Raw genomic sequence first — 13,807 nt, forward strand, 5'->3', positions numbered from 1 at the left:
AAAAGCACAATTCCAAGTTGGAATTGTGCTTTATCGTTAAAAATATTAATTTTTTCTTTCATCATTCGTTAATATCAACTGAACACACCAGTCATAACCTACTACTGATGATTATTGAACTTTAGCGATTCGCCCCTGTTGAATATAAACACTCAGAATTGCAATATCCGCGGGATTAACCCCACTGATCCGTGAAGCTTGTGCAATCGTTGTCGGCTGAATCTTCTTTAGCTTCTGATGAGCCTCAGTCGCTAATCCGTCGATCGCATCATAATCGATCCGATCCGGAATCTTTTTAGCTTCCATCTTCTTCAACCGATCAACACGTTCCTCTGCTTTTTGGATATAACCGGCATACTTGATCTGAATTTCAACTTGCTCAATAACATGCCGTTCTAGTGGTTCGGGTGCTGCCGGGATAAATTTCATTAAATCAGCATATTGTACCTCTGGCCGCTTTAAGAAATCTGCCGCCAACACACCATCCTTAAGCTCACCAGAATTATGAGCACGTAAGAAAGCATTGACCTCATCATTAGGCTTGATTCTTATTTTGCCTAAACGGTCAAGTTCATTCTTGATTGCTTGGCGTTTCGCCTCAAATGCCGCATACCGTTCATCATCAATCAATCCTAACTCGCGGCCCTTATCCGTTAACCGCAAATCAGCATTATCATGCCGTAAGATCAACCGGTATTCAGCCCGACTCGTTAGTAACCGATAGGGTTCATTGGTGCCCTTAGTAACTAAGTCATCAATCATGACTCCAATATAAGCATCACTACGCTTCAAAGTGAATTGACCACGATCAAGGGCTCGCAAACCAGCGTTGATACCGGCAATTAATCCTTGCCCAGCGGCTTCTTCATACCCAGAAGTCCCATTCGTTTGACCAGCAGTATAGAGATTCTTGACCAACTTTGTTTCCAAGGTTGCCTTTAACTGGTAAGGCGCCACCACGTCGTATTCGATGGCATAACCTGGGCGCATCATTTCAGCATCTTCAAGACCCTTAATGGAATGTAAAATCCGCTGTTGAACTTCTTCCGGCATCGACGTTGAAAGGCCCTGAACATACCATTCATCCGTATTACGGCCTTCTGGTTCCAAGAATAATTGGTGCCGCTTCTTATCAGCGAATCGCACGATCTTATCTTCGATCGATGGGCAGTACCGTGGTCCGACCCCTTCAATCACGCCTGTAAACATTGGTGCTCGATCAAGATTTTCACGAATGATCTTATGAGTCGTCTCATTCGTATAAGTTAACCAGCAAGATAATTGATGCTTTAGATCAATGTAGTCAGCATCCTTCGTTTCAAAACTAAAATGATGTGGTTCAGGATCACCAGGTTGTTCTTCCGTAACACTGTAGTCGATCGTATTACCATCGACTCGTGGTGGTGTACCGGTCTTAAACCGTTCCAAGTTAAATCCAAGTCGTTCCAGATCACCAGATAACTTCATCGCTGGTTGCGAATTATTTGGACCCGAAGAATACATTAGTTCACCAATGATAATCTTGCCACGAGCCGCCGTCCCAGTCGTCAAAACAACACTCTTGGCACTATAGCGCGCTCCCGTATTCGTGATAACGCCCTTGCAGACCCCATCTTCAACAATTAAGCCATCGACAATTCCTTGCCGTAACGTCAGATTAGGTTCCCGTTCAATCGTGTGTTTCATTTCCGCATGGTAAGCATGCTTATCAGCTTGGGCCCGTAAAGCTCGAACAGCTGGGCCTTTACCCGTATTAAGCATCCGCATCTGAACGTAAGTCTTATCAATGTTACGGCCCATTTCACCGCCCAAAGCATCAATCTCACGGACGACAATTCCTTTAGCCGGACCACCAACCGATGGATTACATGGCATAAAGGCCACCATGTCTAGGTTGATCGTCATTAAGAGTGTCCGGTTACCCATTCGGGCAGCGGCCAATGCTGCTTCAGAACCGGCATGACCAGCACCAACGACGATAACATCATAGTCGCGGCCTGGGTACTGCTTTACTTCTGTCATTCCAATTTCCTCCTACCACTACTTACCCAGACAGAACTGACTAAATAGCTGGTCTAATAATTCATCTTCATAGCTATCCCCGGTAATTTGACCGAGAAATTCCCAGCAACGGGTCATATCGATTTGAACCAAATCAACTGGCATACCAGCCGCAAGTCCCGTTTGAACATCTTGCAACGCTTGTTTGGCTTGATTCAACAAACCGATGTGACGCGCATTGGTCACCATCACGTTATTTTGACTACTTTCGATACCTTCATTGAAGAACATCTTGGCAATCCGTTGTTCAAGTTGCGTGACGCCACTTTGTTCCAAGACTGACATACTTAAAACGTCACTCAAATCGACTAGTTGCGCCAATTCAGCTTGATCAAGACGGGCTGGTAGATCAGTCTTATTCAAGATAACGATTCGTTTTGACTGGTCAGTCTCTTGCAACAACTCTCGGTCTTCAGCCGTCAACGGTTGGCTATTATCCAACACTAATAAGACTAAATCGGCGGCCCCGATTGCTTTGCGACTTCGCTCGACCCCAATCTTTTCGACCTTATCTTCAGTGTCCCGAATTCCTGCCGTATCGACGAGTTTCAATGGCACTCCACGAACATTGACGTATTCTTCGATCACATCGCGGGTCGTCCCGGCAACATCCGTCACAATAGCTTTGTCTTCATGCAAAAGGTGGTTAAGCAGACTAGATTTACCGACATTGGGACGCCCAATGATCGCCGTTGCCAAACCTTCGCGTAAGACCTTACCTTGCTTAGCCGTCGCTAACAGTTGATTAATGCTTTGGGCGACCTCGGTAGCCTTCTCCTTCAGCATCTTGGTGGTCATTGTTTCAACCGCGTCATACTCTGGATAATCAATATTGACCTCTACTTGGGCTAATACGTCCAAAATATCTTGCCGTAAATGTCGAATCAGCTTAGATAGATCACCATCTAATTGGTTTAACGCGACCTTCATGGACTTATCCGTCTTAGCACGAATCAGATCCATAACTGCTTCCGCCTGTGACAAGTCCAGCCGACCATTCAAGAATGCCCGCTTGGTAAATTCACCGGGTTCCGCCATTCGCGCACCGTGACTCAAGATCAATTGTAAAATTTCATTAGTTGCCACGAGTCCCCCGTGACAGTTGATTTCAACTACGTCTTCACGCGTATAAGTTTTAGGCGCGCGCATTACGGTCGCCATGACTTCGTCGACTTCCTGATGGGTATCAGGATCAACAATATGTCCATAGTTGATTGTGTGTGATTGCACTCGACTGAGATCTTTACCCTTAAAAATCTGGGTCACCACGTTAAACGTTTGGTCCCCACTAATCCGAATAATTGAAATACCACCCTCACCAGGCGGCGTTGAAATTGCCGCGATCGTGTCAAATTCTGTGGTCGTTGGCATACCATCATGTCCTTTCTTGTCAGCGTTTCATCGCCTAATACCATACCAAATTTACTTACAATTAGTTAATAATATGTCCTAAAATGCAGAAAAAAAGCGCCTAGTCCACGCCACCTTAAAGCGTGGATAAAGCACTTTGACTACTTTATCTAAAAGATAAGAATGATTAACACCTACTATAATAGCTCACCCGGAGTTTGTCAAACGCCTGTTTGCGTTACTTTGAATAAACTATTTGCGAATCGCCACAACCACGGCCCGGTGCGGATCGCGGCCTTCTGAGAATGTGGTTACATGGTGATTATTCGCTAGTTCAGCGTGAATTAATTTCCGTTCAAACGATGGCATCGGGTCCAAGAAAACTTGTTTGCCCGTTGCAATCACTTCTCGAGCCGTACTCTCGGCTAACCGCTTAAGTGTCGCAGCCCGGCGCTCCCGATAATCATCCACATCTAGCACCACGTTAACGTGTGACGCGCCATGATGATTCATATAAACTTGCGCCAAATCTTGCAGTGCATTGATCGTTCGACCGTGTTTGCCAATCAGCAAACCCTGCTTAGTTGTATCGAAATTCAATGTCGCATAGCGGTTGCCGAAGTCGACGTCAAGATCCGCCGTGACACCTAGTTCTTTGACCACCGCAAGCAAGTAATCACACAACGCCCGCACCGCGGTCTCGTTAGCTGCTTGGCGCGCTGCAATTTCTGCGGGTGTCCGCGGCGTCTGGCTCTGGTCAGCAGCCACTGATTTGGTCTTACTAGTGGTCGCTGGTTTAGATTGGTCGGTATCAGCGATAACCGGGCCGGTGGTAACCGCCATTGAAGCGGGTTTAGCCACTGCTTTCGCCTTGCTAGTCGCTGGTTTTGCGGCACTGGTCGTGGCCTGACTAGTTTTAGCTTGTCTGGTCGGCGTTGACTTTGGTGTCTGCACGGTTGGCCGCGGCATGGTCGGTGCTGTCGTTGATTCAGTAGCTACTGACTGTTGCGCTGTCGCCGTAGCGGAAGTTGGCGTCGTTGCAGGTGCTGCGGAGGCTGGCACCACCGTTAGCCGTACTTGGGCGGGGTGTTTGCCTAGCCCCAGAAATCCTTTTTTTGCTTCAGCGATCACTTCAACTTCAACTTGATCGCGTGTTCGGTGCAGTTGTTTTAGACCAGCCGCGATTGCGGCCGCGACGGTATTACCTTCAAATACTGTCATGCTTGAATCCTCCTCGTTAAAAATCCTGCTTTCATTATAGCATTACCATTCGCCATGCGAACACCTGAGTATGAACACTTAATGAACCCTTACAACGATTAGGACTTCGGCCGTTCTACTACCCCTGAAAACTCAGACTAGCAAAATCTAGTGCTTATTATGTCAATAACCAACCTGTTCATGGCGCGTTTCAGAGACGCGGCCCACAGCCTCCCTTTGCCGTATTTACTAATTGCCACTCGCGAGCCGTATCAAAGCTGCTCTAAACTCAATAAAACCGATTTTCCCGTCCGTAATGACTAGAAAATCGGTTTATAATGCTAGTATTTTTAGCCGACTAATTCACGGCATCTGACCTACTGATTGGCCACTAAATCAAACCACTATCAAATTCAAGCCAGAACCAGCCCACCTGTCAGTACACTAACTGGTCATATGACGAATCAAGACTACCCACACTTAGCCCTGATTCTCAATAAGACGGACTACCCGACCTGCCGTACAGGAACTTGCTCATCAACACCGGCCGTTTTAGCCGCTTGATGAACTTGAATGCCATGTTGGAAAACATCCTTATCTTGCTGAATAACCCGAATATCTTCGATTGGATTGGCGGTCATTGCAATAAAATCTGCAAATTTACCAGCAGAAATCGTCCCGTATTCATCCGCAACATGCATCGCACGGGCACAGTTGATTGTGGCCGTATCGATGGCTTGTGCGGGAGTCATGCCCGCCTTATCGACATAGAGCTGCATTTCGTATGCTGATTCATCCTCAAAGCCATTATAAGGCGTTCCAGCATCCGTCCCCATCGCGATGGGAATGCCAGCCGCCGCGGCTTTAGTGATACTTGCAAAATGCTTCTTGATGTTGACGATTACCTTTTCACGCGCCCATGCTGGAACGGTCTTCTCGCCATATTTATAAATAGCATACATCGCGTTCATCGTTGGTACGATCACAGTGCCATGTTGCCGCATCATCTCAATTGTTTCATCATCAATATCAAAGGCGTGTTCGACAGTATCGACGCCGGCTTGAACCGCCTCTTTTACCCCGGCATTCCCCTGCGCGTGAGCCGCCACCGTCTTGCCTTTATGATGGGCCTCAGCAACGGCTGCTTGAACTTCTTCAAAATTAAACTGAATATCATCTGGGGTCTCGCCGTTTCGAAGTACCCCACCGGTAACCATCATCTTGATATTATCGACGCCCATTTTAAGGGCCTGGCGAACACCTTGAACGACCGCATCCACACCATCGACTTCGTGGCCGCCATCCGCACCATGACCACCCGTAATTGAAAAGGCCTGGCCAGATGTCATCACGCGAGGACCCGCAATCTTTCCTTCTCGTTGCATCTTTGAAATCGCAACGTCAATATCATACTGGGCGCCAACATTGCGAATATAGGTTACCCCATGGTTTACCATATCTTGCATATTGTGAATCGCATACATGGTATTATACTCACGTGACTCCGGATGGCGGTCTTCCTGGCCGTCATGCCACCAGTAAGTTGGAATACTGGTAATATGTGTATGGGCATTCATGATGCCCGGCATAACATACTTTCCTTGCATGTCTGTCGTTTGTTCAGCAATCGTATCCGGGGTTCCTGTACCGACCGCGATGATTTTTCCGGTTGCGTCGTCAACAGTCATGAATTGATTATCGATAAAAGTTTGCTTTTCTGAACTGTAGATTGAGGCATTGATATAGTTGGTTTTGGTCATAATAATGACTTCCTTTCATTTTGGCAGGTCGCACACCGTTCATTAACGGTAACGGACCATCATTTTCATCACTGCATTGTTGGTTCTCTAACTGACTATTCACCACGCCTCACCACCTTTCATGACAAGTTTTTATTTCCAATAAGCATATTGAAGTTGACTGGACGTTCCAGAAAATTCATCCCATTGCAAGCCACCAACATCCTTGCTGACCAAAAATGCAGAAGAGGCTTGGTAAGTGGGAATCACGGCATCGAGTTTCATCAACCGGCGATCAGCTTGCTTTTCATAAGTCCACCGTTGCGCGGCCGTGTATTTCGCCGTATTAGATACCTTGGCCATCAACGCATCGTACTTCGCATCTTTCCACTGAGTAAAGTTGATGCTATTCGAGCTCTGCATCCCATCCAAAAAGTTTTGGGCATCCGGATAATCCGGCCCCCAACCGACTGTGACGAGGTCAAAGTTCCCCGTAAAATCACGTGATACATGGGTCGCGTGTGGAACCGCAACGATCTTGATCGTCACGCCTTTCAAATACTTTTCGGCCACGCCCTGGACGTATTCAGCGAGTTTCTTCTCAGTATCCGTATCGTCGCATAGAAAATTCAAAGTCACATTTTGCTTGCCGAGTTCCTTTTGGGCCTTCTGCCAATACTGCTTAGCTTGCTTGATATTAGTCGGTGATAAGTTCCCAACTTCCTTAACAAAATCCTCACCAGTAGTCGGATCACTCGCGTAGTTTTTCGGAACAATGTTCGTCGCGGCTTGCGAGCCGTCTTGCAAGACATCTTTTGCTAGTGTTTTTTGATTAATGACCAGGCTTAGCGCGTGCCGGAAATTCTCATTGGCAGTTACGGACTTCTTACTATTGAAATAAATGTAATTATTCCGGCCAGTTTTAGTGACCGTCATTTGACTATTATTGGCATTATTCTTCACGTACTGCCCCGAAATGTTGGTCACTTGGACCGTTCCGGCGTTGAAGAGGTTCTGCGCCGTATTATCATCCTTAGTGACCGTGACTTTGATGCGCTTGATCTTAACGTTCTTGGCATTCCAGTAGTACTTATTCTTAACGTAATACCAACTATCATTAGAGCCTTTCCAGCCCTTAATAACGTAGGCACCGTTCGCTACCGTCGTCGCTGAGTTACTCCCTAACTTAGACCCGTATTTCTGGACTGCCGCCGTATTGAGTGGGTAAAAGCTCGTAAACTCATAATTCATATAAGGCACCGGCTTGCTCAACTTGATGGAAAACGTTCGCTTATTAATAGCCGTCACACCTAATTTATTAACGGCCATTTTTCCTTTATTAACGGCATCAAAGTTCTTGATGTAACTAATGGCATCCAAGTTTTGAGACTTCGTTGTTGGATTAGCTTGCCGCCGCAACGCCGTCACGAAATCTTGTGAAGTGATCTTGGTTCCATTTTGCCAGCGTGCATTTTTGCGAATCGTAAACGTATACCGGGTCTTGTTTTCAGTAGGCTTGACCTTCTTCTCGACTACCCCCGCAACAATCTTATTATTCGCGTTTTTGCGGTAAATCCCTTCACCAGTCTGTGTAATTACGGCACCGCCGTTGGTTTCGATCGAAGTCGTTGGATCAGTCGTCATCGGTTCGCCAGGAATCGTGATGCCTAACGTCCTATTTTGATCAGCCGTACTGGTCGTTTTCGAAGAATTAGAGACCGCCCCCAAGCAGCCGGTTAATAATAAGGCGCTCACCACCCCTATAATGCTATATGTATACTTTGCTTGCATCTCTAATCCCTCCATTATGTTTTGATTTTAATCAGATCAACCGGCATCCCGCAAAACAAAAAGACGCCCTACTAAGCTGTTATGCTTAAAAGGACGTCTTCACGCGGTACCACCTCATTTGCGAGCCAGTCAGACTCACCACTTACATACGGCCAAATTTATTGACGATATGTTGGTACGTTATCGGGTACACCCGGAAATTGCTTCACGCAACTTCTCACTAGTAATCGACTTTTAGCTACCAGTTCAGATCGCTTTTCATCATCCGCGACTCGCTGTAACTGACTGATAACCGACTCCTCGACTGCCGTTCGCTTAATCTAATTATTTTTTAATGTGATTCACATCTTAGCGGTCATTTTTCAATTTGTCAAATCTTTTTTTGGAACTTTTTCATGCGCCGGGTCATTACGTTTTTAATCGCCCGTTCTAATTACGACTGACAAAGTAGCTCTCTCAAACCGCGGCACGCTATTAAAAACATGTGATCAAATGGTGCAGACAATTATTTTTATAGGCACCTTGATCCCCGGATGATTACTATTACCAGTATTTGATCGTTCATTACAATTTCCTCATCACGGACCGTCCAGGGGCCTTACATAAACGCACATTAGCATCCTGCCATCACAGTCCAAATCATATTGACCGATTGGTAAAAATGATACAGAGCCAACAAAAAAGACCCACCACACATGGCAGGTCTACTTGTATTTAACGTTTATGATTACGAATCGCGCGCTTTCTAGCTTTTTCAAGCGTTCGTTTACGATCACGTTCAGCTTGCTTCTTAGCTTCCCGTTCGCGATTAATCTTGAATGGGTTTTGTAATAACAAGGTTTGACCAACTTGGAACGCGTTGGAAATCACCCAGTACAAGGACAACGCTGATGGCACGTTAATGGCCGTAATCAAAATAATCACAGGCATCAAATACGTCATTGACGTTGTCATCCCGTTTTGTTCTGGCTGCGACTTCATCGCTAACCAGGAACTAGCAAACGTAAAGATCGCCGCTAGAATTGGCAAAACGTAGTACGGATCCTTGCTACCTAATTGCAACCATAAGAACGAACCGGTCTTCAAGGCTTGTGTCCGCCAGATTGCTTGGTACAACGCAATCAAAATAGGCAACTGAACTAGTAATGGCAACATGCTGGCCATTGGATGCACACCATGCTTGGCATACAACTTCTTCATTTCCGCTTGGAGCTTTTGCTGAGTTTCCATATCGCGTGACGAATACTTCTTTTGCAAAGCCTTCATCTGCGGTTGGACTTCTTGCATGGCTACCATGTTGCGGGTTTGGAAGATCATCAATGGCAAGATAATGATCCGGATGATCAACGTAAAGACGATGATCCCGAGACCATAACTATGACCAAACAAGTTTGATAACCAAATAATCGCCCGTGAGAAGTTCAAGATGATTAAGCCATCCCAAAACCCGGTGCTCTTATCCGTGATTGGGGTATTACTACACCCACTCAAAACTAGTACGATCGCTAGTACGGCCAGCATTGCCAGTATTTTTCTGTACTTTTTCAAACGAATGTCCTCACTTTAATCATTGTCCAGCAGGTGCGCTAGCTTTAGCGCATGGCTTAGATAAGCTTTGGTTTCGGCTTGCGACTTACCAGCAACGGTTGGTCGGGCAATGACGAGAAAGTCTGCATCTTGCTTAAGCTGCGGCTTTAGCTCGGTGATTGATTGCCGAATCCGGCGTTTGACCCAGTTACGCGCAACGGCGTTCCCGATCTTCTTACCGACCGAAATACCGACGCGGAAATGGGGTTGCCCCGGTTTTTCCAAAACGTAAATGACAAATTGACGATTGGCATACGAGTTGCGGGTCTCAAAAACTTGTTGGAACTCAGTTTCTTTTTTTACCCGATATGATTTTCGCATAATCCATCTCCATGTGTGCGCTCAAGCTCTTGAGCGAATTGCTACACAACTTTACAGCCCTAAACACCTGGTCTAGGACTGTAAAGAAAAAGCCACTGATTATCAGTGGCCTATGCAGACAATACTTTTCTGCCTCGTTGGCGTCGACGGGCTAACACTTTACGGCCATTGCTGGTGCTCATCCGTTTGCGGAAACCATGTACACGTTGACGATGGCGCTTCTTTGGTTGGTAAGTTCTCTTCATCATGACACCTCCTTCTCCATAATGACATGAATCAATTCGATTAAGTCGTTATTTTCAAAACGCAGTTTACATCTAAACGCATTTCCTGACTACTATAGCATATTTTTATTTGTTTGAAAACCAGTAAATTAAATTTCTCCGTAGTAATTCGAGGTCAAAAAATTATTTAATTGCGAATTTATTTGTGGATTATAGCAAAGTGACTTTCCGTTATTCGCAATTTACCCACAAGTTTTTCGACAAATTAACGGGTTGTTATTTAGTTATCCACAGGGCGTATTTGTTGTGTGTATAACTCCGATAAACGCTTTTATTGCGGCTTTAGTTTTAAACTCGTTTTTGTGGATAAGTGCTGTTTTATAAAATTCATTCCTAGTTTTCGACAAGCTGTGTATATTCAAATCCCAGCCTGTGAATTCTCTTAACTTTAACTTGTCCACTTGTGGAAAACTCTATATGTTCATGCTAAAATAGAATTACGTTTTTTAAGAAAAGGGGTATCCACGTGCTGGAACGTAATGACTTATGGAATCTCATTAAGTTCTCTATGGAACAAGATCTGTCCAAGATCACGTTTCAAACGTTTGTCGAACCGGCAAAACCACTCCAACTCGATAAAGCCCAAATGACGATCGAAGTCCCAACACAACTTCATCGTGACTATTGGGAGAAAAACTTGGCCGCAAAGTTCACGGACATTGCGATGCAAGCGACTAACGAGCAGATTCGGCCGGTCATGATAACGGAAGAAGAACGTCAGCAACTTACGAGAGACAAGGACTCGCAAGTGACTACCGGTAACGTTGCGGGACAACAACCAACAACCGCAACTACCCCCACATTTATGCGGGAAACGAAACTCAACCCGAAATACACTTTTGATACTTTCGTGATCGGTAAAGGCAATCAAATGGCCCATGCCGCTGCGTTAGTTGTGTCGGAAGAACCCGGCACCATGTATAATCCGTTGTTTTTCTACGGGGGCGTTGGTCTGGGAAAAACCCACCTAATGCACGCTATCGGTAACAAATTGTTAGAAACCGATCCGACTAGTAACATTAAATATGTGACTAGCGAATCTTTTACGAATGAATTAATTAATGCCATTCAAACTAAAAAACAGGAGGCGTTCCGCGAAGAATATCGGAACGTTGACCTGTTATTAGTCGACGACATTCAATTTTTTGCCAATAAGGAAGCAACCCAAGAAGAGTTCTTCCATACATTTAATGCTTTATATGAAGATGATAAGCAAATCGTGCTTACATCCGATCGCTTACCGAACGAAATTCCGCAACTCCAAGATCGCCTAGTTTCTAGGTTTAAGTGGGGATTATCCGTTGATATTACCCCACCTGATCTCGAGACGCGGATTGCTATTTTGCGCAATAAAGCCGATCTTGAAGGGATCGAAATCCCTGACGATACGTTAAGTTATATCGCCGGTCAGATCGACTCAAACGTGCGAGAACTCGAAGGTGCCTTAGCACGAGTGCAGGCATACTCACGACTGAATAATTCACCGATTACCACCAGTTTAGTGGCGGATGCATTGAAGAGTTTGCACCTTAGCAGTAAACTATCAGAGGTTTCGATTCCCGTCATTCAGGAAAAAGTCGCCAAGTACTTCCATGTAACAATGGCTGACCTTAAGGGAAAGAAACGCAATAAACAAATCGTGATTCCACGTCAAATTGCCATGTATTTATCACGCGAACTGACTGAAAGTTCACTTCCGCGCATCGGTAACGAGTTTGGTGGTAAGGACCATACGACTGTGATCCACGCCCATGATAAAATCACTAAGGCACTCAAAACTGATGCTGAATTACAAAAAGCCGTGGGTGATTTGACAGGCCAGCTCAAATCTTAGTGTGGATAAAAAAGGATAACTCAAAAAGTTTTCCACAACTTATACACATGTGGAAAACTTGATAACGCCGAGTCTTTACTCGGTTTTCCACAGTACCCACTGCTCTACTATTACTACGAACTTTTATTATTAATATATATCTAGTGCCCGTCGCTAGAATAAAGAGGGGATTAACTTATGAAATTCACGATCAATCGATCTGCCTTCATCAAAGAATTAAATAACGTCCAACGGGCCATTTCTTCAAAAACGACCATTCCAATTTTGACTGGTCTTAAACTTGACGTTAATACTGACGCTATTACCTTAACTGGTAGTGATGCTGATATTTCTATTGAAACCACCATTCCAGCAAGTGATGACAACAATACGTTAGTCGTTGAAGATGCCGGTTCAATCGTTTTACCTGCCCGTTTCTTTAGTGAAATCGTAAAAAAATTACCAGAAGACACCATGACTGTTAACGTGGTCGACGGTTTTCAAACACAAATTACTTCAGGGGCCGCTTCCTTTACAATCAACGGCTTAGACCCTGAAAACTACCCACACTTACCTGAAATTGATACGACTAATACCATCACGTTAGCTGGGGATGTACTCAAAGAGTTGATTGGTCAGACCGTTATTGCCGTTTCCAATCAGGAAAGTCGACCAATTCTGACCGGGGTTCATTTTATCTTAGCTAACGGTGAGTTCTTAGCGGTCGCAACCGATTCACACCGCCTAAGTCAACGCCGGATCAAGTTGCCAGAAGCCAATAATGCCAATTATGATGTAATCATTCCTGGTAAAAGTTTGACAGAATTATCTCGGATGATCGGCGACAATAATCCTGACGTGCAGATGCGGTTATCAGAAAACCAAGTCCTATTTGTGCTGGGGAATACGTCCTTCTATTCTCGCTTACTCGAAGGAAATTATCCCGACACGTCACGGCTGATTCCTAAAGAATCTAATACGACTGTTGAAATTTCAGCACCCGCACTTTCAGCAGCAATTGAACGGGCATCCCTGTTATCCCACGAAAGTCGCAATAATGTGGTTCGCTTCTCCGTTAACCCAACGGACAAAACGATTACGATTTTCGGTAACTCACCAGATGTCGGGGAAGTAACGGAACAACTACAGCCCACTGATTTGTCAGGTGACGAACTTGAAATTTCATTTAACCCAGACTACATGAAAGAAGCGTTACGTTCGTTTGGGCAAGCTATGATCAAAATCTCATTCACGATGGCATTGCGCCCATTCACTTTAGTGCCAACTGAAGAAGGCGAAAACTTTATTCAGTTGATTACACCAGTTCGAACGTTTTAATTAGCTGAATAAATATACAATTCTAAATAAAAGGCCCGCATTTCACCGTGAAATGCGGGCCTTTTATGACGGCTAAAACTAGCTAAAGATGGGGCAATGAATAGGCAATAGCGATGATGTAACTTTTGAAGTTTTAACTTATGCATATTATATTAGCTGCTGGTGAATTGTCACGCTAACTATCGATGTTGCCCTACTAAAATCCCACCATCTGATGAACCCCAGTCCTTGCACTCGTTCGCTACAAACGCTCGCTTTCAGATAATGAATGCTGGCTTTAGCCAATTTTTATAGGTAAAAAACAAGATATTTTATTAAAATCC

10 protein-coding genes are annotated in these 13,807 nt (G+C 44.9%); 2 read left to right on the forward strand and 8 right to left on the reverse strand.

The features are described 5' to 3' along the window. Window positions 1-111: 111 nt before the first annotated feature. The 8 genes from mnmG to rpmH form a co-directional block, all read right to left on the reverse strand. The gene (gene mnmG, locus MZO41_RS02560) at window positions 112-2,022 is read right to left on the reverse strand and encodes a tRNA uridine-5-carboxymethylaminomethyl(34) synthesis enzyme MnmG (RefSeq protein WP_011102289.1); all 1,911 of its coding nucleotides are present in this window, start codon (window positions 2,020-2,022) and stop codon (window positions 112-114) included. Window positions 2,023-2,040: 18 nt separating this feature from the next. Next, window positions 2,041-3,432: a tRNA uridine-5-carboxymethylaminomethyl(34) synthesis GTPase MnmE gene (gene mnmE / locus MZO41_RS02565; RefSeq protein WP_003641622.1), complete on the reverse strand. Its 1,392-nt coding sequence runs from the start codon at window positions 3,430-3,432 to the stop codon at window positions 2,041-2,043. A gap of 231 nt (window positions 3,433-3,663) precedes the next feature. Beyond that, window positions 3,664-4,632, reverse strand: a complete 969-nt coding sequence (jag, locus tag MZO41_RS02570; RefSeq protein WP_011102290.1) for an RNA-binding cell elongation regulator Jag/EloR — start codon at window positions 4,630-4,632, stop codon at window positions 3,664-3,666. A 485-nt stretch (window positions 4,633-5,117) separates the two neighbouring features. Beyond that, entirely contained in the window at window positions 5,118-6,371 is a 1,254-nt protein-coding gene (locus tag MZO41_RS02575; protein ID WP_011102291.1) for a metal-dependent hydrolase family protein, read from the reverse strand. 132 nt (window positions 6,372-6,503) lie between these two features. Next, window positions 6,504-8,141 (reverse strand): peptide ABC transporter substrate-binding protein, encoded by a 1,638-nt coding sequence (locus tag MZO41_RS02580; protein WP_015826199.1) that lies wholly within the window; start codon window positions 8,139-8,141, stop codon window positions 6,504-6,506. A gap of 714 nt (window positions 8,142-8,855) precedes the next feature. Then, window positions 8,856-9,689, reverse strand: coding sequence for a membrane protein insertase YidC (gene yidC, locus MZO41_RS02585; protein WP_003641627.1), 834 nt, complete (start codon window positions 9,687-9,689; stop codon window positions 8,856-8,858). A gap of 15 nt (window positions 9,690-9,704) precedes the next feature. Further along, window positions 9,705-10,049 (reverse strand): ribonuclease P protein component, encoded by a 345-nt coding sequence (gene rnpA / locus MZO41_RS02590; RefSeq protein ID WP_003640224.1) that lies wholly within the window; start codon window positions 10,047-10,049, stop codon window positions 9,705-9,707. 110 nt (window positions 10,050-10,159) lie between these two features. Next, window positions 10,160-10,294, reverse strand: a complete 135-nt coding sequence (gene rpmH / locus MZO41_RS02595; RefSeq protein ID WP_003640225.1) for a 50S ribosomal protein L34 — start codon at window positions 10,292-10,294, stop codon at window positions 10,160-10,162. 505 nt (window positions 10,295-10,799) lie between these two features. Between rpmH and dnaA the strand changes: the two genes are divergently transcribed. Continuing rightward, complete coding sequence (gene dnaA / locus MZO41_RS02600) at window positions 10,800-12,167, forward strand: chromosomal replication initiator protein DnaA (protein WP_003641628.1); 1,368 nt, start codon at window positions 10,800-10,802, stop codon at window positions 12,165-12,167. A 177-nt stretch (window positions 12,168-12,344) separates the two neighbouring features. Then, window positions 12,345-13,484, forward strand: coding sequence for a DNA polymerase III subunit beta (gene dnaN / locus MZO41_RS02605; protein WP_003641629.1), 1,140 nt, complete (start codon window positions 12,345-12,347; stop codon window positions 13,482-13,484). The last annotated feature ends 323 nt before the right edge of the window (window positions 13,485-13,807 follow it).

This window comes from Lactiplantibacillus sp. C232 (assembly GCF_023806725.1).
Classification (GTDB): Bacteria; Bacillota; Bacilli; order Lactobacillales; family Lactobacillaceae; genus Lactiplantibacillus; species Lactiplantibacillus plantarum.